The organism is Streptomyces sp. NPDC058008 (assembly GCF_042886395.1).
GTDB lineage: Bacteria > Actinomycetota > Actinomycetes > Streptomycetales > Streptomycetaceae > Streptomyces.
In genome coordinates this window covers 147,983-172,711 of record NZ_JBHVQX010000015.1, presented here as the reverse complement: position 1 = coordinate 172,711, position 24,729 = coordinate 147,983, and the positions used below count along the sequence as shown (strand labels likewise).

Annotated in this window: 24 protein-coding genes; 19 read left to right on the top strand and 5 right to left on the bottom strand. The window is 72.7% G+C overall.

Features of this window, described 5'->3' with window-relative positions; all coding sequences use genetic code 11:
- The first annotated feature begins 1 nt into the window (after window position 1).
- Together alc and ACFVS9_RS17425 are read left to right on the top strand one after the other, a co-directional pair.
- Window positions 2-1,117 (top strand): allantoicase, encoded by a 1,116-nt coding sequence (alc, locus tag ACFVS9_RS17430; RefSeq protein ID WP_389933186.1) that lies wholly within the window; start codon window positions 2-4, stop codon window positions 1,115-1,117.
- Between the two features lie 247 nt (window positions 1,118-1,364).
- Complete coding sequence (locus ACFVS9_RS17425; protein ID WP_383117032.1) at window positions 1,365-1,694, top strand: putative quinol monooxygenase; 330 nt, start codon at window positions 1,365-1,367, stop codon at window positions 1,692-1,694.
- A gap of 318 nt (window positions 1,695-2,012) precedes the next feature.
- Here the strand turns inward: ACFVS9_RS17425 and ACFVS9_RS17420 are convergent, their stop codons facing one another.
- Window positions 2,013-2,849 carry an aldo/keto reductase gene (locus ACFVS9_RS17420; protein WP_389933183.1) on the bottom strand — a complete coding sequence of 279 codons (837 nt, stop codon included), beginning with the start codon at window positions 2,847-2,849 and terminating at the stop codon, window positions 2,013-2,015.
- A 235-nt stretch (window positions 2,850-3,084) separates the two neighbouring features.
- Here ACFVS9_RS17420 and ACFVS9_RS17415 point away from each other — a divergent pair, with 235 nt between their 5' ends.
- Window positions 3,085-3,708: a dihydrofolate reductase family protein gene (locus ACFVS9_RS17415; protein ID WP_383117030.1), complete on the top strand. Its 624-nt coding sequence runs from the start codon at window positions 3,085-3,087 to the stop codon at window positions 3,706-3,708.
- A gap of 724 nt (window positions 3,709-4,432) precedes the next feature.
- On the opposite strand, the gene ACFVS9_RS17410 is transcribed toward ACFVS9_RS17415, so the two are convergent.
- Both ACFVS9_RS17410 and ACFVS9_RS17405 read right to left on the bottom strand, forming a co-directional pair.
- Window positions 4,433-4,945, bottom strand: a complete 513-nt coding sequence (locus ACFVS9_RS17410) for a DUF4265 domain-containing protein (protein WP_389933180.1) — start codon at window positions 4,943-4,945, stop codon at window positions 4,433-4,435.
- A 180-nt stretch (window positions 4,946-5,125) separates the two neighbouring features.
- Window positions 5,126-5,770 (bottom strand): TetR/AcrR family transcriptional regulator, encoded by a 645-nt coding sequence (locus ACFVS9_RS17405; protein ID WP_383117473.1) that lies wholly within the window; start codon window positions 5,768-5,770, stop codon window positions 5,126-5,128.
- A gap of 222 nt (window positions 5,771-5,992) precedes the next feature.
- Between ACFVS9_RS17405 and ACFVS9_RS17400 the strand changes: the two genes are divergently transcribed.
- Window positions 5,993-6,913: a DMT family transporter gene (locus ACFVS9_RS17400; protein WP_383117474.1), complete on the top strand. Its 921-nt coding sequence runs from the start codon at window positions 5,993-5,995 to the stop codon at window positions 6,911-6,913.
- A gap of 518 nt (window positions 6,914-7,431) precedes the next feature.
- Window positions 7,432-8,604: a cytochrome P450 gene (locus ACFVS9_RS17395; RefSeq protein WP_389933176.1), complete on the top strand. Its 1,173-nt coding sequence runs from the start codon at window positions 7,432-7,434 to the stop codon at window positions 8,602-8,604.
- Between the two features lie 725 nt (window positions 8,605-9,329).
- On the opposite strand, the gene ACFVS9_RS17390 is transcribed toward ACFVS9_RS17395, so the two are convergent.
- Window positions 9,330-10,334 (bottom strand): Gfo/Idh/MocA family oxidoreductase, encoded by a 1,005-nt coding sequence (locus ACFVS9_RS17390; RefSeq protein WP_383117476.1) that lies wholly within the window; start codon window positions 10,332-10,334, stop codon window positions 9,330-9,332.
- Window positions 10,335-10,427: 93 nt separating this feature from the next.
- On the opposite strand from ACFVS9_RS17390, the gene ACFVS9_RS17385 reads away from it, so the two are divergent.
- The 9 genes from ACFVS9_RS17385 to ACFVS9_RS17345 all read left to right on the top strand — a co-directional run bounded on the left by ACFVS9_RS17385 (window position 10,428) and on the right by ACFVS9_RS17345 (window position 19,655).
- On the top strand, window positions 10,428-11,189 hold the full coding sequence (locus ACFVS9_RS17385) for a GntR family transcriptional regulator (protein WP_389933173.1): 762 nt from the start codon (window positions 10,428-10,430) through the stop codon (window positions 11,187-11,189).
- Between the two features lie 243 nt (window positions 11,190-11,432).
- Entirely contained in the window at window positions 11,433-12,416 is a 984-nt protein-coding gene (locus tag ACFVS9_RS17380) for a substrate-binding domain-containing protein (protein WP_383117478.1), read from the top strand.
- On the top strand, window positions 12,413-13,462 hold the full coding sequence (locus ACFVS9_RS17375; protein WP_383117479.1) for an ABC transporter permease: 1,050 nt from the start codon (window positions 12,413-12,415) through the stop codon (window positions 13,460-13,462). The genes ACFVS9_RS17380 and ACFVS9_RS17375 overlap by 4 nt, the downstream gene beginning before the upstream one ends.
- Entirely contained in the window at window positions 13,459-14,319 is an 861-nt protein-coding gene (locus ACFVS9_RS17370; protein WP_383117480.1) for an ATP-binding cassette domain-containing protein, read from the top strand. The genes ACFVS9_RS17375 and ACFVS9_RS17370 overlap by 4 nt, the downstream gene beginning before the upstream one ends.
- Window positions 14,320-14,451: 132 nt before the next feature.
- Window positions 14,452-15,618, top strand: coding sequence for an ROK family glucokinase (locus ACFVS9_RS17365; protein ID WP_277331143.1), 1,167 nt, complete (start codon window positions 14,452-14,454; stop codon window positions 15,616-15,618).
- A 73-nt stretch (window positions 15,619-15,691) separates the two neighbouring features.
- Window positions 15,692-16,339 (top strand): hypothetical protein, encoded by a 648-nt coding sequence (locus ACFVS9_RS17360; RefSeq protein WP_383117481.1) that lies wholly within the window; start codon window positions 15,692-15,694, stop codon window positions 16,337-16,339.
- A 36-nt stretch (window positions 16,340-16,375) separates the two neighbouring features.
- Window positions 16,376-18,181, top strand: coding sequence for an alpha/beta fold hydrolase (locus ACFVS9_RS17355; protein ID WP_389933167.1), 1,806 nt, complete (start codon window positions 16,376-16,378; stop codon window positions 18,179-18,181).
- Window positions 18,182-18,193: 12 nt separating this feature from the next.
- Window positions 18,194-18,841, top strand: a complete 648-nt coding sequence (locus ACFVS9_RS17350; protein ID WP_383117483.1) for an MBL fold metallo-hydrolase — start codon at window positions 18,194-18,196, stop codon at window positions 18,839-18,841.
- 34 nt (window positions 18,842-18,875) lie between these two features.
- Window positions 18,876-19,655, top strand: a complete 780-nt coding sequence (locus tag ACFVS9_RS17345; protein ID WP_389933163.1) for an exodeoxyribonuclease III — start codon at window positions 18,876-18,878, stop codon at window positions 19,653-19,655.
- A gap of 130 nt (window positions 19,656-19,785) precedes the next feature.
- On the opposite strand, the gene ACFVS9_RS17340 is transcribed toward ACFVS9_RS17345, so the two are convergent.
- Window positions 19,786-20,565, bottom strand: coding sequence for an SDR family NAD(P)-dependent oxidoreductase (locus tag ACFVS9_RS17340; protein WP_383117485.1), 780 nt, complete (start codon window positions 20,563-20,565; stop codon window positions 19,786-19,788).
- A 108-nt stretch (window positions 20,566-20,673) separates the two neighbouring features.
- Between ACFVS9_RS17340 and ACFVS9_RS17335 the strand changes: the two genes are divergently transcribed.
- The 5 genes from ACFVS9_RS17335 to ACFVS9_RS17315 all read left to right on the top strand — a co-directional run bounded on the left by ACFVS9_RS17335 (window position 20,674) and on the right by ACFVS9_RS17315 (window position 24,434).
- On the top strand, window positions 20,674-21,135 hold the full coding sequence (locus tag ACFVS9_RS17335; RefSeq protein WP_383117486.1) for a DUF6278 family protein: 462 nt from the start codon (window positions 20,674-20,676) through the stop codon (window positions 21,133-21,135).
- A gap of 102 nt (window positions 21,136-21,237) precedes the next feature.
- The gene (locus ACFVS9_RS17330; protein WP_389933158.1) at window positions 21,238-21,981 is read left to right on the top strand and encodes an amino acid ABC transporter ATP-binding protein; all 744 of its coding nucleotides are present in this window, start codon (window positions 21,238-21,240) and stop codon (window positions 21,979-21,981) included.
- An 11-nt stretch (window positions 21,982-21,992) separates the two neighbouring features.
- Window positions 21,993-22,907, top strand: coding sequence for a glutamate ABC transporter substrate-binding protein (locus ACFVS9_RS17325; RefSeq protein WP_389933156.1), 915 nt, complete (start codon window positions 21,993-21,995; stop codon window positions 22,905-22,907).
- A 13-nt stretch (window positions 22,908-22,920) separates the two neighbouring features.
- Window positions 22,921-23,565, top strand: coding sequence for an amino acid ABC transporter permease (locus ACFVS9_RS17320; protein WP_383117489.1), 645 nt, complete (start codon window positions 22,921-22,923; stop codon window positions 23,563-23,565).
- A complete protein-coding gene (locus tag ACFVS9_RS17315) occupies window positions 23,562-24,434 on the top strand; it encodes an amino acid ABC transporter permease (RefSeq protein WP_383117490.1) in 873 nt (290 codons plus the stop codon). The genes ACFVS9_RS17320 and ACFVS9_RS17315 overlap by 4 nt, the downstream gene beginning before the upstream one ends.
- Window positions 24,435-24,729 lie beyond the last annotated feature (295 nt).

Sequence of the window (24,729 nt, the reverse complement as noted above, 5' to 3'; positions counted from 1 at the left end):
CATGACGGCGACACCGCGCTTCACGGGCGACGCGAACCCCTACACGGGGGGCGACCCCTACGCCGACCACCGCACCGCCGACTTCCCCTTCACCCATCTCGTGGACCTCGCCGACCGGCGTCTGGGGGCGGGTGTCATCGCCGCCAACGACGAGTTCTTCGCCGAGCGCGAGAACCTGCTGAACCCGGAGCCCGCGGTGTTCGACCCCGAGCGCTTCGGGCACAAGGGCAAGATCATGGACGGCTGGGAGACCCGCCGCCGGCGCGGCACGAGTGCCGCCGAGCCGCACCCCGCCGACGACGACCACGACTGGGCCCTCGTACGCCTCGGCGCTCCCGGCGTGGTGCGCGGGCTGATCGTCGACACCGCGCACTTCCGTGGCAACTACCCGCAGTCGGTCTCCGTCGAGGCGACCTCCCTGCCCGGCTCCCCGTCCCCCGAGGACCTCCTGGCACCCGAGGTGAAGTGGACAACCCTCGTACCCCGTACGGCCGTCGGGGGCCACGCCGCGAACGGCTTCACGGTCGACGCGGAGCAGCGGTTCACCCACCTGCGGGTCAACCAGCACCCCGACGGGGGCATAGCCCGTCTCCGCGTGCACGGTGAGGTGGTGCCGGACCCCGGCTGGCTCACCGCCCTCGGTACGTTCGACCTGGTGGCCCTGGAGAACGGCGGCGAGGTCGAGGACGCCTCCGACCGCTTCTACTCCCCGGCCACCCACACCATCGCCCCGGGCCGGTCCCGCAAGATGGACGACGGCTGGGAGACCCGCCGCAGGCGCGACAAGGGAAACGACTGGATCCGCTACCGGCTGGCCGAGCAGTCCGAGATCCGCGCAGTCGAGATCGACACCGCCTACCTCAAGGGCAACGCGGCGGGCTGGGCCTCGATATCGGTCGCCGACGGCGAGGGCGGTGCATGGGTGGACCTCGTGCCCCGCACCCGGCTCCAGCCCGACACGAACCACCGCTTCGTGCTGCCGGAGCCCGTGCGCGGCACGCACGTCAGGATCGACATCTTCCCGGACGGCGGGATCTCCCGGCTGCGGCTCTTCGGCTCGCTGACCGGCGAAGGGGCCACGCGACTGGCTGCCCGTCACGAGGCGCTCGGCGGCTGAAGCGTGGGCCGGAAAGGGGCTGGAAGGCGTCGAGCACTTCACCGTCAGCGTCACGAGCACCCTCCGAAGCGGGCACACCGGCATCCGAGAGGGCTCGGATCGCGGCGCGGGAACGGCGCCCGTCCGGTTCCGCTGCAACGCTCGGCGCTTCCGTACGCCGCCCCTGGGGCGGGTGTGCCGGTTCGTGCCCGGCCTGTGGCGATATGGGACCCTGGTCGGGACGCCGCCGCCCCGACCAGGAGTCGCCATGATCTTCATCGTCGTCAAGTTCACCGTGCGTAGCGCCGAGCGGGACAACTGGCTCCCGGCCGTAGAGGAGTTCACCCTCGCCACCCGCCAGGAGCCGGGCAACCTCTTCTTCGACTGGTCCTACAGCGTGGAGAACCCGGACCAGTTCGTCCTGCTGGAGGCGTTCGCCTCGGAGGAGGCAGGGGTGGCGCACGTGACCTCCGAGCACTTCAAGGCGGCGATCGACACCATGTCGGAGCTCGTCAGCGAGGTCCCGGAGATCATCAACGTCGAGGTACCCGGCGACGACTGGTCCCGGATGTCGGAGGTCACCCCGCGCAACCGGTGACGCGGGCCTGACCGCCGACCGGCCGGGGCAACCGCGGCCGGTGACCTGACGGGCCGACATGCCCGCGCGGTACCGGCAGCGGTGGCCGCACCCCCGACGGCTCCGCCCGCCCGGCGCCCCGTGCCCGCGTGGTCGTGGCCGCAGGGCACGTCCGGGCGTGGCCTCCTCCAGGTCGGCCGGGCGCGGCCCCGCGCCGCCGGCCGGGCGTCGCCCCCGTGCGGATCGGCCGGGAGGGGGTTGCGCGGGTCGGCCGGGAGAGGGTTGCGCGGGTCGGCCGGGAGGCGGGGACTGCGCACCGCCCGGCCGCCACCGCCGCGCTCAGAACTCCTCGTGCGTGTCCGGATCCCCGCCGAAGCGGTGCTGCGGCCGGGCCCCGATGCGGTCCAGCTCCTGCTGGGTCAGCTCGAAGCCGAACAGGTCGAGGTTCTCCCGCTGCCGCCGCGGATCGGCGGACTTGGGGATGGGTACCGCCCCCAGCTGCGTGTGCCACCGCAGCACCACCTGGCCAGGGGTCACCCCGTGCGCCTCCGCGGCGGCGATCACCTCCGGGGTTTCCAGGACCTGGCGCCCACGGGCCAGCGGACTCCAGCTCTCCGTGACGATGCCCTTCGCGCTGTGCACCGCCCGCAGCTCCTCCTGCGGCAGCAGCGGGTGCATCTCGATCTGGTTCACCACGGGCACCACCCCCGTCTCCCGCTCCAGCCGCTCCAGCTGCTCCGCCGTGAAGTTGGAGACGCCGATGGTGCGTACCAGACCGTCCTCACGGAGCTTGATCATCGCCTTCCAGGTGTCGACGTACTTGTCCACCCGGGGAAGCGGCCAGTGGATGAGGTACAGGTCGACGTAGTCCAGCCCCAGGTTCTTCCGGGACTCCTCGAAGGAGGCCAGCGTCTCCTCGTACCCGTGGTGGCGGCCGGGCACCTTCGTCGTGACGAAGAGTTCCCGCCTCGGTACACCGGAGCGGGCGATCCCGCGGCCCGTCCCGGTCTCGTTCCCGTAGTTCAGCGCGGTGTCCACGAGCCGGTATCCGAGCCGCAGCGCACCGGCGACGGCGTTCTCGGCCGCCTCGTCGTCGAGCGGCCACGTGCCGAGGCCCACCGCGGGGATGGTGCTGCCGTCGTGGAGGTTGCGGACCGGGGGCGGTGTCTGGCTCATGGTCTCCCATTTCGTTCGCGTACGGTCCCCGCCAGCGTAGGGCGGGCCGCCGGGCCGGGCGCGGGACGCGGCGCCGGGTCCGGGTCGGCCGCCCCTCCCGCCGGTCCGGCCCCGCGCCCGGCGGATCCCGCCGGGCGCACCGATGAGTTCCGGCCGACAGTGGGGTCACAACAGATGGAAGGACACGGGCTGCCCGGCCCCGCGACCCGTGGCAGCGAGGCGAAGGAGCAGGACCATGGCGAAGCTGACCCTCACCACGTTCGTATCCCTCGACGGAGTGATGCAGGCGCCCGGAGGCCCCGGCGAGGACACCACCGGCGGCTTCGAGTACGGCGGCTGGCAGGTGCCCTTCGGCGACGAGGGTCTGGGGGCGTTCATCCACGAGGTGTTCGACCGCTCGGGCGCCTACCTCCTCGGACGGCGTACGTACGACATCTTCTCGTCCTACTGGCCCAGGGTCACCGACCCGCAGGACCCGATCGCCGCCCGCCTGAACACCCTGCCCAAGCACGTCGTCTCCAGGACCCTGACCGACCCCGCGTGGGAGAACACCACGGTCGTCTCCGGTGACGTGCCGGCCGAGGTCGCGCGGCTGAAGGAGCGGACGGAGGAGGGCGACCTCCAGATCCACGGCAGCGGCGTGCTGGCGCAGTCCCTCCTGGCCCACGACCTGATCGACGAGTTCAACCTGATCGTCCACCCGGTGTACCTGGGCAGCGGCAGGCGGCTCTTCCCCGAGGGCGGACAGCCGACCGCCTTCGAACTGACCGGTGCCCGGACGACCGGCAGCGGCATCGCGATCCACACCTACCGGCCCGCGGGGCCCGCACGCTTCGGAACCTACGAACTCGACGTGTGACGGGAGCCGCACCCGGGAGGCCCCGCCCGGTCCGGCCCGGTCCAGCCCGGGGCGACCGTCGGGATCAGCCGGCCCGGTGCCCCGTCCGGATCACGCGGGGCACGTCCCTGACCGGTGGGACCCGGTGCGGTCCCCGGGCCGGGACCGCACCCTGGTCGGGCCGGGCGGGGACCCCACCCCGGTCGGGCCGGGCGGGGCACCGCCCCGGCGGTGGCGCGCCCCGGCCGGGTCCGTGCGTCGTGCCACGGGGCTGTCGCGTCCCGGCCGGGACCGCGTGCGTTGTCCTCCGTGGTGGTGGGTCCCGGCCGTGGCTGTGCGTCGTGGTGCGTGGCGGTGGTGCGGTCCGGCCGGGACCTGTGTCGCCCCGGGCGGGTGGTGGGTCCTGGCCTGGACCCGGCGTTGTCCCCCGTGGCGGTGGCGCGCCCCGGCCGTGGCTGTGCGTCGTGGTGCGTGGTGGTGGTGCGTGGTGCGGTCCGGCCGGGACCTGTGTCGCCCCGGGCGGTGGTGGGTCCTGGCCTGGACCCGGCGTTGTCTCCCGGGGCGGTGGTGGGGCCCGGCCGTGGCTGTGCGTCGTGGTGCGTGGCGGTGGTGCGGCCCGGCCGGGACCTGTGTCGCCCCGGGCGGGTGGTGGGTCCTGGCCTGGACCCGGCGTTGTCTCCCGGGGCCGTCGCCCCGGCCAGAGCCGCGCCACGTACCGCGTGGTGAGAGCGCGTCGCGGCCAGGGTTACGCGTCGTTCCACGCGGCGGTGGCGCAGCCGACCTCGAAGTGCCACCAGCCGTCCTCCTGGCCCCGGACCAGCAGGGCCTTGATTCCCCCGAGGTCCGAGTCCGCCGGCACGGTGAAGGCGACGAGGGGAAGCTCCTCGCTGAAGACCTCGCCGCCCAGTCCGAGCGGCGCCAGGCGCTCGTGCACCGCCCGAGCGCTGCGTCCCAGCGGGCCGGAGGGGACGGGCAGGACACGGACGGTGCAGTTGCCCGAGGCCTCCACCCGCTCCTCGGCCCAGTGCACACCGTCGGCGTCCGTCGCGAACCGGACGATCTCCCCCTCGGCCACGCCGTCCTGGAGGAACGGGACGTTCTCCACGCGGGCGGTGTCCTCGCCCAGCCGCGTGGCCCACAACCCCTCGGTGTCCTGGGGGAGCCAGCCTTCACGCGGCACGAAGCGGTACCACACCTTGATCCGGTCGCCCTCGGCGGCGACGGGACCGGTGGGAGTCATGGAGTTCACGGTCCACATGATCGCCCACCGGGCTCGCGCACGGCGACGGCGGGCACGCCCCCGGCCCGGACTCCGGGACGGTGGCGCGGTCGAGCAGGGCGACGTCCGTGGCGGCTCCCCACACCCGGGCTCGGACCCCGGCCTCCCGCTGACCGGGCACGTGAACGAACGGACGGGCGAGCGTGCGGGCGGGTCCGCTCAGGGGGCTTCCGGGACCGCGGACGGATCGGCGGCGACGGCGTGCAGCCGGCCCAGAATGGCCCGCGAGGCCTTCCTGTAGCCGGGGTTGTTGTTGTGCAGCACGGACTCGGCGTTGGCCAGTTCCATGAACGCGATGAGTTCGAAGGCCAGTTGGGAGACATCCGTGTGCGCGACGAGCTCACCCCGCACCCTGGCCTCCTCGATGGTCTCCTCCACGAAGGTGACCCAGCCCGTCTGGGTGGAGGCCAGCGCGTCGTGCACCTTGCCCTCCCGGGAGTCGAACTCGGCGATGGTCGCGTAGAAGAAGCAACCGCCGCTGAACACCCGGCGCTGCGAGTAGGAGAGCCAGCTCTCGCACATGCGCCACACACGGCCCAGGCCGGGCGGAGCCGCTCTCGTCGGCGTCAGTACGTGCTCGACGAAGATGGTCACGGCGGCGCGCACGGTGGCGAGCTGCAACTCCTCCTTGGAGCCGAAGAGGGCGAACACGCCGCTCTTGCTCAGCTTCAGCTCCGTGGCCAGCCGGCCGAGCGACAGGCCCTCCAGCCCTTCGGTCGAGGCGACGTGGACCGCGCGCCCCAGCACCAGCTGCCTGGTCTGGTTCCCCCGCTCGACCCGTCCGTCAAGCCGCGCTCCACCCATGTGCCAACTCCGTGTGTCCGAGCGTCCCAAGACCGACATTCTAGGAGGAGCCGACGCGCTCGTAAGACCGCTTCGACCGGTGACGACCCCTGCGAACACGTGGCCGAGTCGCCCTGCGGGCAGAGGTTCCCGGGAGGAGCGGCCGTTCGATACGGTGATCGCTCCCGTGTGAGCCGGTGAGGTCTCCACACCGTTCCCGTTACGGAGAACCAGGAGCACCAGGTGTCCTCTGCCGTCCTGCCCGCCCTCGCCCGCCCCCGCCGGGCGTGGGTCACCGACCTGCCGCTCCTGCTCGTCGCCGCCGTCTGGGGGGCCAGCTACCTCGCGGCCAAGGGCATCACCACGACGCACACCGTGATCGCCGTCCTCGTGCTCCGCTTCGCGATCGTGCTGCCTGCCCTCGTCGTCGCCGGGTGGCGGGGGCTGCGGGCGCTGAGCGGCGCGCAGTGGCGGGGCGCGGGTCTGCTGGGACTCGTGCTCGGCGGGATCTTCCTGCTGGAGACGTACGGCGTCGTGCACACCTCCGCGACCAACGCGGGCCTCATCATCAGCCTCACCATGATCTTCACGCCGCTGGCCGAGGCGGCCGTGACCCGGGTCCGTCCGCCGGCGGCCTTCCTCGCGGCGGCGGGCCTCTCGGTGGCCGGTGTGGTGCTGCTGACGCAGGGCGGCGGCTTCACCAGCCCCTCGGCGGGCGACCTCCTGATGCTGCTCGCCGCCCTCGCCCGCACGCTCCACGTCCTGGCGATGGCCCGCATCAAGGCCGTCCAGGACGCCGGCGCGCTCCCCCTGACCACGGTCCAGCTCGCCACCGCCCTCGCGGTCTTCGCCGTGCTGGCCGCCGTACCCGGGACCGGGGCCGCGCCCTGGACGGCGGCGGCGGACTTCGGTGCCGCCGAGTGGGCCGGGCTGCTCTTCCTGTCCGTCTTCTGCACGCTGTTCGCGTTCTTCGTGCAGATGTGGTCGGTACGCCGTAGCTCGCCGTCCCGGGTCAGCCTGCTGCTCGGCACGGAACCCCTCTGGGCCGCCGCCGCGGGCATCGCGATCGGGGGCGAGCGCCTCGGCGTACCGGGGGTGGCCGGCGCGGTACTCGTGCTGGCGGGCACCGCGTGGGGGCGCCGCAGCGCCGAGGCCACGTCCTGACGGAGTCCGGCCGCGAGCACCGCGGCCGCACGGTGGCGGCGGGCCTCGCCCCCACTGCCCGGAACCGGCCGACTGCCGGTGCGCCGGCGCCCCGTACGCACACGACGGACCAGCCCCCTCCCGGACTCCCGCACGACCCGGCCCCGAACGGCGCCCGCGTCCGCCCCGGCCGACGGACGCCGCGGACCGCACGGCGTCCGTGGCCCTCCCGGGCGGAACGGGCCGCGGGTGCTTCCCCACCGCTGACGCGGCGGTTCCCCGGACCGGGCGAGCGCGGACAGGCCCCGTGACCGCGCCGCCGGACGCAGCGGCTCACACGCCGGGACGGCCGCCGGACTCCGCTTGAGCGTGCCCGCCGTGGGGATGCCCGTGTCCCGGAACCCCGGCAGGCTCAAGCTCAACACCGGGTGCGGATCGTCCTGTTGGGGCAGGGTGCCGGTCTCCTCCATGAGGACGAGGACGGGAGCGGGAACCGCCGCCTAGGCTTGGACGATCAGACCGGAAGAGGGGGCGGGACGATGTCGGTGGTCGATCTGCGCGGGGCTCAGGACTTCGACGCGAATCCGTATCCGTACTACGCCAAGCTGCGTGCGGAAGGGCCGGTGCACCCCGTCCGCACCGACGACTTCGAGCGGATCTGGATGATCGTGGGGTACGAGGAGGGCCGCGCGGCCCTCGCCGACCAGCGGTTCAGCAAGGACTGGCGGACGACCGGGCGCGCGTCGTCCTCGGGGAACCCGATCAACGCCAACATGCTGGAGCTGGACGCCCCGCACCACACCCGGCTGCGCAAGCTCGTCGCACGGGAGTTCACCGCCCGGCGCATCGCGGAGCTGCGCCCGCGCGTCGAGCAGATCACCGGGGACCTCCTGGACGCCATGGTGCCCACGGGGAGCGCCGACCTCGTCGACGCGTTCGCCTTCCCGCTGCCCATGACCGTGATCTGCGAACTCCTCGGCGTGCCCGACATCGACCGGGACGCCTTCCGGCGGCTGTCCAACGGGATCGTGGCACCCCTCTCGGCGGAGCAGGAGAGCGCGACGGTCCAGGAGATGGGTGCCTACCTGGACCAGCTGATCGCGGACAAGCGCCGTTCACCGGGCGACGACCTGATGAGCGCCCTGATCCAGGCACGTGACGAGGAGGGCGACCGCCTGTCCCCGGACGAACTCGTCGGCATGGCCTTCCTGCTCCTGGTCGCGGGACACGAGACGACCGTCAACCTGATCTCCAACGGCGTGCGCGCGCTGCTCGACCACCCGGAACAGCTGGCCCTCCTCCGCGCCCGCCCGGAGCTGACCGACGGTGCCGTCGAGGAGATGCTCCGCTACGACGGGCCCGTCGGGACCGCGACCCTCAGGTTCGCCCGTGAACCCGTCACGATCGGCCCGGCCGTCATCCCGCGCGGTGAGGCGGTGCTGGTCGCCCTGGGCTCCGGGGGCCGGGACCCGGAGCGCTATCCGGACCCGGACACCTTCGACATCCGGCGCGCGCCGCAGGGACACCTGGCCTTCGGGCACGGCATCCACTTCTGCCTGGGCGCCCCGCTGGCCCGCATGGAGGGCCGCATCGCGATCCGGGCCCTGCTGGAACGCTGCCCCGGGCTCGTGCGGGACCCGGACGCGGGGGAGCCCGACTGGCTGCCGGGACTGCTGCTGCGGGGCGTCCGCCGGCTGCCCGTGCGCTGGTGAGGGCAGATCGCCCGTGAACCGGCTCTCCCTCGCACCGCACGACAGGCCCTCGACAGCGGGCCGTTCGCCGGACTCCTCGGCGCGCGCCGCACGGAGCCCGGGGACGGTACGGCCGTCCTGGAGCCCGACGTCCGCGACGGCCTCGCCCGGCGGAACGGCTTCCCGCACGGCGGGGGACTGTCCTGCGCCGTCGGCAACGCCCTGACCCCGTTGCCGGGACCACGCTCCCAGCCGCCGCCCTGACCGGCGGATTCCCCCTCCGGTACCTCCGTCCGACGCACTGACGCACCCACACACCGACGCACCGGCCTGCCCGGCCCAGGTGGCCCGCACCGGCCGCACCCCGGCCCGCCCCTGCCCAGGCGGCCCGCACCGGCCGCACCTTGCCCCGCCCGTGCCCAGGTGGCCCGCACCGACGCACCCACGCACCGATGTACCGACGCGCCGGCCCGCCCGTGCCCAGGCGGCCCGCACCGAACGCACCCACGCGCCGGCCCGCCCCTGCCCAGGCGGCCCGCACCGGCCGCAGGCAGGCCGTCGTGCGCCGCGACCTCTTCACCCCGGACGACGACGGCGCCGGGACGCCGGGACGCCGGGACGCCGTGCGCGGCGGCGCGGGGCACGCGGCTCTCCGCCCGCCCGCCCTGAAGGGGAGCGGCGCGACCGCCGCCCCGGCACGGGCGGGCATGTCACGGCGCCCCGTGACGCCCGGGTGCCGGTGCGCCTCAGCCTCCGGGGATCTCCGCCATCCGTACGGGGCGCCGCCGGGCACGCGACAGCTCGCAGGCCTCGGCCACGCGCAGTGCGTGCAAGGCCTCCCGGCCGTCGCACGGGTTCGCCAGGTCACCGCGTACGACGCCGAGGAACGCGTCCAGCTCCGCCTCGTAGGCCGGGGCGAACCGTTCCAGGAAGCCCGGCCAGGGCTTGCCCGGCGCGGGCGGGCCCTGCGGCTCGGCCGACGTCAGCGGCGTACGGTCGTCGAGGCCGACCGCGATCTGGTCCCGCTCGCCCGCCAGCTCCATGCGTACGTCGTAACCCGCCCCGTTGCACCGGGTGGCCGTCGCCGTGGCGAGCGTGCCGTCGTCCAGGGTCAGCAGCGCCGCCGCCGTGTCCACGTCGCCCGCCTCCCGGAACATCGCCGGGCCCGCGTCCGACCCGGTGGCGAACACCTCGGTCACCTCACGGCCCGTCACCCAGCGCAGGATGTCGAAGTCGTGGACCAGGCAGTCCCTGAACAGGCCGCCGGAGAGCGGCAGATACGCGGCGGGCGGGGGAGCGGGGTCGGACGTCGTCGCCCGTACGGTGTGCAGCCGGCCCAGCGAACCCGCGCGCACGGCGGCCCGCGCCGCGCCGTAGCCCGCGTCGAAGCGGCGCATGAAACCCAGCTGGAGCACACTGCCCGCGCGCTCGACCTCGCGCAGCGCGCCCAGCGTCCCCGCCAGGTCCAGCGCCACCGGCTTCTCGCAGAAGGCGGGCAGACCGGCCCGCGCCGCCCCGCCGATGAGGTCCGCGTGCGCGGAGGTGGCCGAGGCGATCACCACCGCGTCCACCCCGGCGCCCAGGACGTCCTCGGCGGACGCGACGGCGGTGGCTCCCGTGCGCGCAGCGACCCGCGCCGCGCGGGCCGCGTCCGCGTCCGCCACCACCAGGGAGGCGACCGCGGGATGGCGTGCCAGGACGTCCGCGTGGAAGGAACCGATCCGGCCCGTGCCGATGAGTCCGATACGCATGGACCCAACGTGCCGCCCCCCAGGCGCACTGTCAACTATATGTCCTGACAAACCGGAGGGTGCGGTGCGGCGGCACGGGGTACGCTCCGTGCCGTGCCCAGACCCGCCGCCGACTCCGCAGCCCTGGGGCTGGGCGTGGACCGCACCAGTCCCGTCCCCCTCTACCACCAGCTGGCCCGGCAGCTGGAGGCGGCGATCGAGCAGGGGCGGCTCGCGCCCGGCAGCCTCCTGGGCAACGAACTGGAGCTCGCCGCACGGCTCGGACTGTCCCGGCCCACCGTCCGCCAGGCCATCCAGTCGCTCGTCGACAAGGGGCTGATGGTGCGCCGGCGCGGCGTGGGCACCCAGATCGTGCACAGCCGCATCAGGCGCCCGCTCGAACTGAGCAGCCTCTACGACGACCTGGAGAACGCCGGCCGCGCCCCCGCGACCCGCGTCCTGCGCAACACGGTCGAGCCGGCGACGCCCGGCGTCGCCTCCGCGCTCGGCGTGGAGGAGGGCAGTGACGTCCACCGCGTCGAGCGGGTGCGGTACGCGCACGACGAACCCGTGGCGCTCCTGCGCAACCACCTGCCGCCGGGGCTGCTCGACCTCCGCACGGAGCGGCTGGAGGCGACCGGTCTGTACCGGATGATGCGCGCCTCGGGGATCACCCTGCACAGCGCCCGCCAGTCCGTGGGGGCCCGCGCCGCCACGGAGGAGGAGTGCGGACTGCTCGCGGAGCCCGCCGGGGCGCCCCTGCTGACGATGGAGCGCACCACCTTCGACGACGGCGGCCGGGCCGTCGAATTCGGCTCCCACGTCTACCGGGCCTCGCGGTACACCTTCGAGTTCCAGCTGCTGGCCCGGCCCTGAACCCTCCGCCCCGGCGTCCCCGCTCCCCGCGTTCGTACACAAGCATTGACGCGGTCATGCTAGGTCGCTAGAACGGCGTGAGGGCGCGGCCCGCGCCCCTGCCGGGCCACGCCGGTCCGGGCTCGGGGATACTTGGCCCGCCGGGCGGCGGAAGTCCGCCCTCCCCGGCCTCACCAGGCAGCACAGCGAGCAGCACTAGAAGGGCACGGCGTCGTGGCAAGGGTTCGGACAGGGGTACGCGCGATGGGCGCCGTGCTGGCAGCGGTACTGGCGGCCTCCCTCGCGGGATGCAGCAGCACCGGCGGCAAGCGGGCGGAGGAGCGCGCGGCCCGGCAGGCCGCCGAGGGCCGGTCCGCGGTGAACACGCCCCGCTGGACGTTCGCCATGGTCACCCACTCGGGCGATGGCGACACCTTCTGGGACATCGTCCAGAAGGGCGCCGAGCAGGCGGCCGTCAAGGACAACATCAACTTCCTGTACTCGCACAGCGACGAGGGACAGCAGCAGGCCGAGCTCGTCCAGACCGCCATCGACAAGAAGGTCGACGGGCTGATCGTCTCGCTGGCCAAGCCCGACTCGATGAAGGCCGTCGTGGCCAAGGCCGTCAAGGCCGGCATCCCCGTCATCACGGTCAACTCGGGCTCCGCCGAGTCCAAGGCCTTCGGCGCGCTCACCCACATCGGCCAGGACGAGTCCATCGCGGGCGAGGCCGTCGGCGACGAGCTCGACGAGCGCGGGCGCAAGAAGGCGCTGTGCGTCCTGCACGAGCAGGGCAACGTCGGCCACGAGCAGCGCTGCGCCGGAGCGAAGAAGGCCTTCGACGGGACGATGCAGAACCTCTACGTCGACGGCACCAACATGCCCGACGTCCAGGCGTCCATCGAGGCCAAGCTCGGCTCCGACCCGAGCATCGACGCGGTCGTCACCCTCGGCGCCCCCTTCGCCGCCGCCGCCGTCAAGGCGAAGAAGACCGCCGGCAGCAAGGCCGAGATCGACACCTTCGACCTCAACGCGAGCGTCGCCTCCGGCCTCCAGAACAAGTCCCTGGGCTTCGCCGTGGACCAGCAGCCCTACCTCCAGGGGTACGAGGCCGTCGACCTGCTCTGGCTCTACCGCTACAACCAGAACGTGCTCGGCGGCGGCCTGCCCGTGCTGACCGGCCCGCAGGTCATCACCGCCGAGGACGCCGACGCGCTCGCCGAGTACACCAGCCGGGGAACCCGATGACGGCGACCGGGCAACCGGCGGCGCCCCGCACCGACGAGCGCCTGATGCGCACCTCCACCCTGCGCAAGCTGCTCGGCCGCCCCGAGCTCGGCTCGGTCGTGGGGGCCGTCGCCGTCTTCCTCTTCTTCGCGATCGTCGCCGACAGCTTCCTCCAGGCCTCCAGCCTCGGCACGGTGCTCTACGCGGCCTCCACCATCGGCATCATGGCGGCGCCCGTCGCGCTCCTGATGATCGGCGGCGAGTTCGACCTCTCCGCCGGTGTCATGGTGACCAGCTCCGCGCTGATCTCCTCGATGTTCAGCTACCAGATGACCGCCAACGTGTGGGTCGGCGTCTTCGTGTCGCTGCTGGTCACCCTGGGTTTCGGGGCGTTCAACGGCTTCATGCTGACCCGCACCAAGCTCCCGAGCTTCATCATCACGCTCGGCACGTTCCTGATGCTGACCGGCCTGAACCTCGGCTTCACCAAGCTGATCAGCGGCACCGTCTCCACCAAGACCATCGGGAACATGGAGGGCTTCGAGTCCGCCCGCAAGGTCTTCGCCTCCTCCCTCACCATCGGCGGCGTCGAGCTGAAGGTCACCATCCTGTGGTGGGCGGTGCTCGTCGCGGTCGCCACCTGGATCCTGATCCGCACCCGCTTCGGCAACTGGATCTTCGCCGTCGGCGGCGAGGCCGACGCCGCGCGCGCGGTGGGCGTCCCGGTGGTCCGCACCCGCGTCGGCCTCTACCTCGGTGTCGCCTTCGCCGCCTGGGTCTCCGGCCAGCACCTGCTGTTCTCCTACGACGTGGTGCAGTCCGGCGAGGGCGTCGGCAACGAGCTGATCTACATCATCGCGGCCGTCATCGGCGGCTGTCTGATCACCGGGGGCTACGGTTCCGCGATCGGTTCCGCGATCGGCGCGATCATCTTCGGCATGACCAGCAAGGGCATCGTGTACGCGGAGTGGAACCCCGACTGGTTCAAGTTCTTCCTGGGGGCGATGCTGCTCCTGGCCACCCTGCTCAACGCATGGGTACGCAAGCGCGCGGAGGCGACGAAATGACGGCCACCCAGGCTCCGGCCCCCCGGGACACGGCCGGCCCGGCGCTCGTCGAGCTCGACGGCGTCAGCAAGTACTACGGCAACATCAAGGCCCTGGAGAACGTCTCGCTGGAGGTCCACGCGGGAGAGATCTCCTGCGTCCTCGGCGACAACGGCGCCGGGAAGTCCACCCTCATCAAGATCATCGCGGGGCTCCACCGGCACGACGCGGGGACGTTCCTGATCGAGGGCGAGGAGACCACGCTCGCCAACCCGCGCGACGCCCTGGACCGGGGCATCGCCACCGTCTACCAGGACCTCGCCGTCGTCCCGCTCATGCCGGTCTGGCGCAACTTCTTCCTCGGCTCGGAGCCCACGAGGGGCTCCGGCCCCTTCAAGCGCCTCGACGTGCGGCACATGCGGGAGACGACCCGCGCGGAGCTGCTGCGGATGGGCATCGACCTGCGCGACGTCGACCAGCCCATCGGCACCCTGTCCGGCGGTGAGCGCCAGTGCGTCGCCATCGCCCGCGCCGTGTACTTCGGCGCCAAGGTCCTCGTCCTCGACGAGCCGACCGCGGCGCTCGGCGTCAAGCAGTCGGGGGTCGTGCTGAAGTACGTCGCGGCAGCCAGGGACGCCGGTCTCGGCGTGGTCCTCATCACGCACAACCCCCACCACGCCTATCTCGTCGGTGACCGGTTCGTCCTGCTCAAGCGCGGCGCGATGTCCGGAAGCCACACCAAGGACGGCGTCACGCTGGACGAACTCACCCGCCAGATGGCCGGTGGGAGCGAGCTCGACGAGCTCAGCCACGAGCTGGAGCGCGCCCCGTCGCCGGGCCGTCCCGGCGACGGCGCGGCCGGTGACGGCACCCCGTAGCCCCCGCTGCGCACCCCCCGCCCGCGACCCGGAGACCGGTTCCGGGGGCGGGGGAATGGCAGAATCGTGCACGGCGGGCGCCGTCCGCCGCCGGACGGACCCCCGCCCGGCCCCCCGACCTGCGCAGGGACGATGAGCACGTACCGCGACTTCACACACCGCGGCTCCGCCCGCGCCACCGTCCTGCGGACCGTCGGCACCAGGGAGCGGCGCTCGCACCTCACGGCGCCCAGGGTGCCCACCGTCGGCATCGACATCGGCGGGACGAAGGTGATGGCCGGCGTCGTGGACGCCGACGGCAACATCCTGGAGACCCTGCGCACCGAGACGCCCGACAAGTCCAAGAGCCCGAAGGTCGTCGAGGACACCATCGTCGAACTGGTCCTGGACCTCTCCGACCGGCACGACGTGCACGCCGTCGGGATCGGGGCGGCCGGCTGGGTCGACGCGGACCGCTCCAAGGTGCTGTTCGCCCCGCACCTCGCCTGGCGCGACGAGCCCCTGCGCGACGCCATCGCCTCCCGGCTCGTGGTCCCCGTGATGGTCGACAACGACGCCAACACGGCGGCCTGGGCGGAATGGCGCTTCGGCGCGGGCCGGGGCGAGGACCACCTGGTCATGATCACGCTGGGCACCGGGATCGGCGGCGCGATCCTGGAGGACGGGCACGTCAAGCGCGGCAAGTACGGCGTCGCGGGTGAGTTCGGCCATATGCAGGTGGTGCCCGGCGGGCACCGCTGCCCCTGCGGCAACCGGGGATGCTGGGAGCAGTACAGCTCGGGCAACGCCCTCGTGCGCGAGGCCCGGGAGCTGGCCGCGGCGGACTCCCCGGTGGCGCACGGCATCATCGAGCGGGTCAAGGGCAACATCCCCGAGATCACCGGGCCGCTCATCACCGAGCTGGCCCGGGAGGGCGACGCCATGTGCGTCGAGCTCCTCCAGGACATCGGCCAGTGGCTCGGTGTCGGCATCGCCAACCTCGCGGCGGCCCTGGACCCCTCCTGCTTCGTCATCGGCGGCGGCGTCAGCGCCGCCGACGACCTGCTGATCGGCCCGGCCAGGGACGCCTTCAAACGGCACCTCACCGGCCGCGGCTACCGCCCCGAGGCCCGGATCGCGAAGGCACAGCTCGGCCCCGAGGCGGGTATGGTCGGCGCCGCGGACCTCGCACGCCTGGTCGCCCGGAGGTTCCGGCGGACCAACCGCCGCCGCGTGGAGCGCTACGAGCGGTACGCGCAGTTCTACGACCAGGCCGCCACCACCATCCGCAACACGCGCGGCACCCGGAGCGCCGACTGATGCGGAGCCGCCCGCCCCGGCCCCCGGCCGCCCGCACCCCGCTCCGTACCGCAGCCCCGAGGGATCACCGACCATGACCGCAGCCGAGCACCACGTCGTGCCGCGCCAGCCCCCGTCCTCCGGCTCGTCCGGCCCCTCGGGGCCGCCCGGGGCGTCGGGCCCCTCCGGCACCGGAGACGGCGACGGGACGCCCCCGCAGGACCGGCGCAGGGTGATCCGCCGCCGGCTGATCACGCTGACCATCATCGTCCTGCTCATCGGCATCCCGGCGGGCTACCTGGTGATCTCCGCGGGCCAGAGCCGCCGTTCCGGCAAGGACAAGGAGGCCGAGGCGTCCGCCCAGGGGCTGCGCGAGGACTGGCCCTCCGGCATGCAGCGCAGGATCTTCGAACTGCCCGTACCGGGCAACGCGACCGGCGTCCAGTACTACGAGACGAACAACTGGAAAGCCAGCCGGATGTACCTGAAGTTCCGGACGACGTCCGCCGGCCTCGACCGCTTCCTGAGCGGCGTGGGCACCGGCCGGGCCGCGCTGGAGACCGGCAAGGTCACCATCGGCGAACGGGACCTCAAGATCACCGGATGGCTCTTCGGACCGGGCGTCCACTGGTCCGGAACGGTCCACACGAACAAGGACCCGCGCCCCACCCAGAGCATCACCGTCAACATGACCGACCCGGCGGCCCCGGTCGTCTACGTGGTCTCCGCGACGACCCCCTGACAGGGAGCGGACGGGCCGCTCATTACCCTGGAGCGAGTGAGTGAAGTGAGCGAGACGACCCCGCAGCCCGCCCGGCCCCCGCGCACGGCCAACCCCGAGCCCTTGCAGGGCGAGGTGATCAGGCAGCTTCCGGAGGCCTCCCGGCCCGCGCACGGGCAGCCGTACGCACCGCCACCCGCGCCGGCGGACGGCCGGCCGCCGCAGGCCGCCACCCCGCCCCCGCCGCAGGCCGCCACCCCGCCCCCGCCGCAGGCCGCAGCCCCGCCCCCGCACCAGCCCCCAGGGCTCCCGCCGTACGGACAGCAGCCGCCCGGCCCCCCGTACGGTCAGCCGCAGGTCCCGCAGCCGGACCAGCCCACCGGGCCGCTGTACGGGCAGCCGCAGGTTCCGCAGCCGGTCCCGGTCCAGCCGCAGCCGGACCAGCCCACCGGGCCGCTGTACGGTCAGCCGCCCGTACCGGCCCAGCCGCAGGCCCCGCAGCCTCCTCCGGGCCCCGGCGCCCAGCAGCCCGGCCCGGCCCCCCTGGGCGCTGACGCCGGCCCGGCGCCGCAGCCGGCACCGGGACCGCAGTCCGGCCGGCTGCTCCAGTACCGCTTCGACGGTCCGGAGGACGCGCCCGTCCTGGTCATCGGGCCCTCGCTCGGCACCACCTGGCACATGTGGGACCGCCAGATACCCGACCTCTCGCAGCACTGGCGGATCTTCCGCTACGACCTCCCCGGGCACGGCGGGGCACCCGCCCACCCCGCGGCCGCGGTCACCGACCTCGCCGACCGCCTCCTGGCGACACTGGACAGCGTCGGGGTCCAGCGCTTCGGCTACGCGGGCTGCTCCATCGGCGGCGCCGTGGGCGCCGACCTCGCGCTCCGCCACCCGCACCGGGTCGCGGCCCTGGCGCTCGTCGCCGCGTCGCCCCGCTTCGGCACCGCCGACGAGTTCCGCCAGCGGGGTGTGATCGTCCGCAGCAACGGCCTGGAGCCGATCGCGCGCACCTCCCCGGAACGCTGGTTCACCCCCGGCTTCGCCGCCGCCCAGCCCGCCATCGTCGAGTGGGCCGTCCAGATGGTCCGCACCACCGACCCCGGCTGCTACATCGCCTCCTGCGAGGCGCTGGCCGCCTTCGACATCCGTACGGAACTGCCCCGCATCGGGGTGCCGACCCTCGTCCTGGTCGGGGCCGAGGACAAGGTCACCGGCCCCGCCGAGGCCCGGACCCTCGTCGCGGGCATCCCGGACGCCCGGCTGGCGCTCGTCCCCGGAGCGTCCCACCTGGCCCCGGTCGAGCAGCCGGCCGCCGTCACCGACCTGCTGCTCATGCACTTCTCGACGGCCTGGCAGGACACCCTGGCGTCGATCCCCGTACCGCCCGCCCCGGGCTTCGCCGCCCCGTTCGCCCCGGTCGTCCCCGTCGCGGAGATCACCGCCGCGACCGAGCTGCCCGACGTCTCCACGACAGGGCGCAGCGACCGGTACGACCGGGGGATGAAGGTACGGCGCGAGGTGCTGGGCGACGCCCACGTGGACGCAGCCGCGGCCACGTCCGACGCGTTCACCGACGACTTCCAGGAACTGCTCACCCGCTACGCCTGGGGCGAGATCTGGAGCCGGGAGGGCCTGGACCGCAGGGCGCGCAGCTGTGTCTCCCTCACCGCGGTCGTCGCGTCCGGACACCTCGGCGGCCTCGCGCAGCACGTCAGGGCGGCCCTGCGCAACGGACTCACCCCCGTCGAGATCAAGGAGGTGCTGCTCCAGACCGCCGTCTACTGCGGCATCCCGGCCGCAGGCGCCGCCTTCGAGATCGCGCAGTCCGTGATCCAGGAGGAAACCACCCCTCCGGCGTAGCAGGATGGTGGGATGAACGCTTCGACTCTCACGCTCGTCAAGAAGACCCACTCCTGCGTCCGCCTGGAGCGCGACGGCCAGGTGCTCGTCATCGACCCCGGCGGCTTCAGCGAGGAGGACGCCACCGTCGGCGCCGACGCGATCCTGATCACGCACGAGCACCCGGACCACTTCGACGGGGCGAGGCTGCGCGCCGCGCTGGAGTCCAACCCCGAGACACGGGTGTGGACCCTGCGCAGTGTGGCCGAGCAGCTGTCCGCCGCGTTCCCCGGCCGCGTGCACACGGTCGGCCACGGCGACACGTTCACCGCCGCCGGGCTCGACGTGCAGGTGCACGGCGAACTGCACGCGGTGATCCACCCGGACATCCCGAGGATCACCAACGTCGGTTTCCTCGTGGACGGTTCGGTGTTCCACCCCGGGGACGCCCTCACCGTGCCCGGCCACCCCGTGGACACGCTGATGCTCCCGGTCATGGCCCCCTGGAACAAGATCTCGGAGGTCATCGACTACGTGCGCGAGGTGAAGCCGCGCCGGGCGATCGACGTCCACGACGCGCTGCTCACCGACCTCGCCCGCCCGATCTACGACCGGCAGATCGGCGCCCTGGGAGGGGCGGAGCACGACCGGCTCTCCCCGGGTGACGCGACCCGTCTCTGACCCGGCTGTCAGTGGGAGCGGCTAGGTTGGCCGCATGCGCATCGCCACCTGGAACGTCAACTCGATCACCGCCCGGCTGCCGAGGCTGCTGGCCTGGCTGGAGAGCAGCGGCACCGACGTGCTCTGCGTCCAGGAGACCAAGTGCACGCTGGAGCAGTTCCCCGCCGAGGCACTGCGTGAGGCGGGCTACGAGTCCGCGGTCAACGCCACCGGCCGGTGGAACGGCGTCGCGGTGCTCTCCCGCGTCGGTCTCGCGGACGTGGTGACGGGCCTCCCCGACGGCCCGGAGTACGAGGGCGTGCAGGAGCCGAGGGCCGTCTCCGCGACCTGCGGCGGAGCACGCGTCTGGTCCGTCTACGTCCCCAACGGCCGCGAGGTCGGACACGACCACTACGCCTACAAGCTGCGCTGGCTGGAGGCCCTGCGGAAGGCCGTCGCGGCGGACGCGGCCGGGACGCTGCCGTTCGCCGTCCTCGGTGACTTCAACATCGCGCCGGCCGACGAGGACGTCTGGGACCCGTCGCTCTTCGTGGACTCCACCCACGTCACCCCCGCCGAGCGCGCGGCGCTGGCCGCGCTGCGGGAGGAAGGGCTCTCCGACGTGGTGCCGCGCCCCCTCAAGTACGACCACCCGTACACCTACTGGGACTACCGCCAGCTGCGCTTCCCGAAGAACAACGGCATGCGCATCGACCTCGTCTACGGCAACGCCCCCTTCACCGCGGCGGTCGGGGACAGCTACGTGGACCGTGAGGAGCGCAAGGGCAAGGGCGCCTCGGACCACGCCCCGGTGGTCGTGGACCTCGACGTCTGAGGCGCCGCTCTCGGCCCCGTCCGGGCCCGAGGCGCCCGCCGGACCCTACGCGCGGCCGCGGCGGCCCGTCTGCGGCGTCCGGCGGGAGCCGCCCCTTTCCGGGGCGGCCCCGGGTGTCACCCGGCGGCGCTCAGTGCACCGAGAACCCGCCGTCGACGAACAGTGACTGCCCGGTCACGTAGGAGGAGGCGGCGCTCGCCAGGAACACCGCGGCGCCCGCGAAGTCCCCGGCCAGCCCGTTGCGTCCCACCATCGTGCGCGCGGCCAGCGCCGCCACTTGCTCCGGATCGGACGACAGCCGCTCGTTGAGCGGCGTCATCACGAATCCCGGCACCAGCGTGTTGCAGGTGACCCCGTACGGCGACCAGGCCTCCGCCTGCGAGCGGGCCAGGGATTCCAGCGCTCCCTTGGAGACCCCGTACGCGCCGCTCCGCACGAACGCCCGGTGCGCCTGCTGGGAGGTGATGTGGATGATCCGGCCGAAGCCCCGCTCGGCCATGCCCGGTCCGAACCGGTGGCCCAGCAGATAGGGGGCCTTGAGGTTCACCGTCATCGTGGTGTCCCAGACGTCCTCGTCCAGCTCACCCATCGGCGGACGCAGGTTCACGCCCGCGCAGTTGACGAGGATGTCGGGCTCACCGAACGCGGCCGCGGCCCGCTCGCCCGCCGCGCGCACCCCCTCACCGGTCGCGAGGTCGGCGCTCACCCAGGCGGCCCGGCAGCCGTCGTCGGTGAGTTCGCCCGTGGTCCGCGCCAGCTCCCTCTCGCCGCGCGCCACGACCACCACGCTCGCGCCGGCGTGGGCGAGCGCCCCCGCGATGGCCCGGCCGATGCCTGAGCTGCCGCCGGTCACCACGGCGACCCGGCCTTCGAGCGAGAAGAGTTCGGAGAGGTAGTTCCGCGAGGTCATGCCCGTACCCTAAGGACATGGCCGGATCATGTACGGGGTGGGTCCCGGAACCGGTACAGGCTGCGTGCCCTGCGATGCGGAACGCCTCCGGGGTGGGATCCTGGTGGTATGAACATCCCTTTCCTGGACAACTGGCGTAAGCGTCACGGCGGTACACGGCGAACGGCCCTCGCGGCCGCCGTCCGGACCGACCCGGAGGGCGTGGCCGAGCTGTTCGCGGAATGCGAGCTGCTGCGCGCCCGTGCGGCGCAGTGCGGCCTCGAACTCGACGACCGCCCCGCCTCGTTGTCCGCGCTCGACCAGTTGCCGCCGATCTGGCGCGACGACCCGGAGGAGCTGCCCTGGGTGGGCAACGACGCCGGCCTCTACCTCGGCACCGTCCTGGTGCGCACCGTCCCGGGGGCAGTCTGGGACATCCTGGCCGGCGGGAAGCCCGTCGTGCGGCTGGCCTCGGGCCGGGAGATCGACGTCGTCGCCGCAGGTCTGGACTGGGCGATGTCGGGCAGCCCCGAGCTCTCGGAGATGTACGCGGAGTCGGCGGAGAGCGGCCCCGAGGTCAAAACGCGATAAACAGCCTTATGCGCCGCCGGTGCGTGTCGGCCCCGGCGGGCCTCTCCCGCCCGGATAGTTTTCGCTGACCTCGACACAAGCGATAAGTGGGTAGGGCAGCGTATGGCCGTCGATCCGTTGATCGAGCTGCGGGACGTCAACAAGCACTTCGGGACGTTGCACGTACTGCGGAACATCAATCTCACCGTCGGCCGCGGGGAGGTGGTGGTGGTCATCGGCCCCTCAGGATCGGGCAAATCAACGCTCTGCCGGACGATCAACCGGCTTGAGACGATCGAATCCGGCCAGATCGCCATCGATGGGAAGCCGCTCCCCGAGGAGGGCAGGGGACTCGCCGAGCTCCGGGCCGAAGTCGGCATGGTCTTCCAGTCGTTCAACCTGTTCGCCCACAAGACCGTGCTGGCGAACGTCTCGCTCGCCCAGCTCAAGGTCCGCGGGCGCAAGAAGGACGAGGCCGACCGGCGCTCCCGGGAACTGCTGGACCGCGTCGGACTCGCCTCGCAGGCCGACAAGTTCCCCGCCCAGCTCTCCGGCGGCCAGCAGCAGCGCGTCGCCATCGCCCGCGCCCTCGCCATGGACCCCAAGGCGCTCCTCTTCGACGAGCCCACCTCCGCCCTGGACCCCGAGATGATCAACGAGGTCCTCGAAGTCATGCAGCAGCTCGCCCGCGAGGGCATGACCATGGTGGTCGTCACGCACGAGATGGGCTTCGCCCGCTCCGCCGCCAACCGCGTGGTCTTCATGTCCGACGGAAGCATCATCGAGGACCGGACCCCGGAGGACTTCTTCACCGCCCCGGAGAGCGACCGGGCCAAGGACTTCCTGTCCAAGATCCTCAAGCACTGACGGGGGGCACCGTGTTGCGTACGAGGAACATCGCGGCCGTGCTGCTCTGTCTCCTGGCCGCCGCGCTCGGCGCCGGCTGCGGCAGGGAGGGCAGCCCGCCCGTCAAGGGGCCCAAGGCCGAGGCGCTGCCCCGGTACACGGTCGACACCGGCTTCACACTTCCGGGGTCGAAGACCTGGGAGAAGGCCAGGAGCCGCGGCTATCTCGTGGTCGGCGCCAAGGAGGACCAGCCCTACCTCGGCGAGAAGGACCCGGCCACCGGCGTCTACTCGGGCTTCGACATCGAGATCGCCCGCATGATGGCGGCGTCGCTCGGCTTCCGGCCCAGCACGATCCGCTTCCGGACCATCGCCTCCGCCAACCGTGAGACGGCGCTCCAGAACGGGCAGATCGACTACTACGTCGGCACCTACACCATCAACGCCATGCGCAAGAAGCTCGTCGGCTTCGCCGGGCCGTACTACATGGCCGGCCAGGGACTGCTGGTGCGCACCGACGAGAACGACATCCACGGCCCGCAGGACCTGGCGGGCAAGACCGTCTGCTCGGCCGCCGGCTCCACGCCGTACCAGCGCATCGCCGCCGACTACCCCAAGGCGCATCTCGTCGCCTACGACACCTACTCGATCTGTGTCGACAACCTGCTGACCTTCCAGGTCGACGCCGTCACCACCGACGACGCCATCCTGCTCGGCTTCGCGGCCAAGGCCCCGGACGAGATGAAGGTGGTCGGCAAGCCCTTCTCCAAGGAGCCGTACGGCATCGGAGTCCCGCGCAGCGACAACGCGCTGCGCTTCGCGCTCGACGACGCGCTGGAGGCGAACGAGAAGAACGGCAACTGGAAGAAGGCGTTCGAAGCGACCCTGGGGCTGTCCGGGGTTCCCGCGCCGACACCGCCGCCCATCGACCGCTACCCGGCGACCTGAGGGGCGGGCCACCATGGACGTACTGACAGACAACTTCTCGCTCTACGGCAAGGGCTTCCTCGGCACCGTCGAACTCACCGTGTACGCCTCGGTCCTGGCGCTGGTGCTCGGCTTCGTGATGGCGTCCTTCCGGGTCGCCCCCGTCGGATCGCTCCGGGTGATCGGCACCGTGTGGGTCGCGGTGCTCCGCAACACCCCGCTCACGCTGCTGTTCTTCGCGGTGCTGCTGGGCCTGCCGCGCTTCGGCCTGGTCCTGCCGTTCCAGGTCTTCGCGGTCCTGGCCCTGGGCTGCTACACCTCGGCCTTCATCTGCGAGGCCCTGCGCTCCGGCATCAACACCGTGCCCACGGGGCAGGGCGAGGCCGCCCGGAGCCTCGGGATGTCCTTTGGGCAGACGCTGGGCAACGTGGTGCTGCCCCAGGCCTTCCGGTCGGTGATCCCCCCGGTGGGATCGACGCTCATCGCCCTCGCCAAGAACTCGGCGATCGCCGGGGCCTTCAGCGTCACCGAGCTGCTCGGCACGTACAAGACCCTCAACGAACTCGGCTACAGCATCATCTGGTCCTTCGTCTGGATCGCCGTCGGATACCTGATCATCACCCTCGCCATCAGCGCGCTCTTCCACCTGCTGGAGAAGCGCTGGGGAGTCGCCCGATGACCCACGCCTCCACCTCCGCGACCGCCCTCTACGACATCCCGGGCCCCGTCACCCGCAAGCGGCACCGCGTCTACGGACTCGTCGCGACGGCCGCGATCCTCGCGCTGTTCGGCTGGCTCCTCTACCTGCTCTTCGACACCGACCAGTTCACCAGCGCGAAATGGACCCCCTTCACCTACAAGGGCATCCAGGAACTGCTGCTGCGCGGTCTGGGCAACACCCTCAAGGCCTTCGCCTACGCGGCCGTCCTCTCCCTGGCACTCGGCGCGGTCCTCGCCGTCGGCCGGCTCTCCGACCACCGGCCGGTGCGGTGGGTCTCGACGGTGCTGGTCGAGTTCTTCCGGGCCATGCCCGTACTGGTGATGATCTTCTTCATCTTCGTCGCGCTCAAGGTCCAGCCGCTTCCTGCCCTGGTGGCCGGCCTGACCCTCTACAACGGCTCCGTGCTCGCGGAGGTGTTCCGCACCGGGATCAACTCCGTGGAGCGCGGGCAGCGGGAGGCGGCCTACGCGCTGGGCATGCGCAAGACACAGGTCACCGTCCACGTCCTGGCCCCGCAGGCCGTCCGCGCCATGCTGCCCACGATCATCAGCCAGCTGGTCGTGGCGCTGAAGGACACCTCGCTGGGCTACCTGATCACCTACGAGGAGTTCCTCCACGCGGGCAAGCTGATCGCGTCGAACCTCGACTACGATCTGCCGTTCATCCCCGTGGTCATGGTGATCTCGCCCATCTACATCGGCATGTGCATGCTGCTCTCCTGGTTCGCCACCTGGGTGGCGAAGCGGGAGCGGCGCAACCCCAAGACGGAGGGGACGGGCGTCGCGGCCGCGGAACCGGGAACGGTGCTGCCCGGCCGTACGAGATAGCCGTCGGCCGGTCCGTCCGGCAGCAGCCGGTGATCACTCCTCGCACCGCGGGAACGGGACGCCACCCGGATCCGTGCCCGGCGGGGAGAAGGTCAGCTGCGTGCCGGCCGGGTCGCGGCCGATGCGACGAGGTCCGGTGGAGGACACCGGGTCCCATCCGACCGGCCCGGACGACCGTGGGCGTGGAATCCGGCTCCACGCCCACGGACAGCCCGTCCCGGTACCGGTCCTGGAAGACGTGAGGGGGCATCGCCGAGGAGTCCGCCAGGCCAGGGCGGTCCCGTGTCGTCCGGAC

Bases quoted from the DNA above. Each gene is read 5' to 3' on its own strand.
- ACFVS9_RS17350 (WP_383117483.1), top strand. From the start codon at position 18,194: ATGAACGCTTCGACTCTCACGCTCGTCAAGAAGACCCACTCCTGCGTC.
- ACFVS9_RS17345 (WP_389933163.1), top strand. From the start codon at position 18,876: ATGCGCATCGCCACCTGGAACGTCAACTCGATCACCGCCCGGCTGCCG.
- ACFVS9_RS17420 (WP_389933183.1), bottom strand. From the start codon at position 2,849: ATGAGCCAGACACCGCCCCCGGTCCGCAACCTCCACGACGGCAGCACC.
- ACFVS9_RS17315 (WP_383117490.1), top strand. From the start codon at position 23,562: ATGACCCACGCCTCCACCTCCGCGACCGCCCTCTACGACATCCCGGGC.
- alc (WP_389933186.1), top strand. From the start codon at position 2: ATGACGGCGACACCGCGCTTCACGGGCGACGCGAACCCCTACACGGGG.
- ACFVS9_RS17335 (WP_383117486.1), top strand. From the start codon at position 20,674: ATGAACATCCCTTTCCTGGACAACTGGCGTAAGCGTCACGGCGGTACA.
- ACFVS9_RS17415 (WP_383117030.1), top strand. From the start codon at position 3,085: ATGGCGAAGCTGACCCTCACCACGTTCGTATCCCTCGACGGAGTGATG.
- ACFVS9_RS17395 (WP_389933176.1), top strand. From the start codon at position 7,432: ATGTCGGTGGTCGATCTGCGCGGGGCTCAGGACTTCGACGCGAATCCG.
- ACFVS9_RS17380 (WP_383117478.1), top strand. From the start codon at position 11,433: ATGGGCGCCGTGCTGGCAGCGGTACTGGCGGCCTCCCTCGCGGGATGC.
- ACFVS9_RS17365 (WP_277331143.1), top strand. From the start codon at position 14,452: ATGAGCACGTACCGCGACTTCACACACCGCGGCTCCGCCCGCGCCACC.
- ACFVS9_RS17320 (WP_383117489.1), top strand. From the start codon at position 22,921: ATGGACGTACTGACAGACAACTTCTCGCTCTACGGCAAGGGCTTCCTC.
- ACFVS9_RS17390 (WP_383117476.1), bottom strand. From the start codon at position 10,334: ATGCGTATCGGACTCATCGGCACGGGCCGGATCGGTTCCTTCCACGCG.
- ACFVS9_RS17370 (WP_383117480.1), top strand. From the start codon at position 13,459: ATGACGGCCACCCAGGCTCCGGCCCCCCGGGACACGGCCGGCCCGGCG.
- ACFVS9_RS17340 (WP_383117485.1), bottom strand. From the start codon at position 20,565: ATGACCTCGCGGAACTACCTCTCCGAACTCTTCTCGCTCGAAGGCCGG.
- ACFVS9_RS17360 (WP_383117481.1), top strand. From the start codon at position 15,692: ATGACCGCAGCCGAGCACCACGTCGTGCCGCGCCAGCCCCCGTCCTCC.
- ACFVS9_RS17405 (WP_383117473.1), bottom strand. From the start codon at position 5,770: ATGGGTGGAGCGCGGCTTGACGGACGGGTCGAGCGGGGGAACCAGACC.
- ACFVS9_RS17375 (WP_383117479.1), top strand. From the start codon at position 12,413: ATGACGGCGACCGGGCAACCGGCGGCGCCCCGCACCGACGAGCGCCTG.
- ACFVS9_RS17410 (WP_389933180.1), bottom strand. From the start codon at position 4,945: ATGTGGACCGTGAACTCCATGACTCCCACCGGTCCCGTCGCCGCCGAG.
- ACFVS9_RS17425 (WP_383117032.1), top strand. From the start codon at position 1,365: ATGATCTTCATCGTCGTCAAGTTCACCGTGCGTAGCGCCGAGCGGGAC.
- ACFVS9_RS17330 (WP_389933158.1), top strand. From the start codon at position 21,238: ATGGCCGTCGATCCGTTGATCGAGCTGCGGGACGTCAACAAGCACTTC.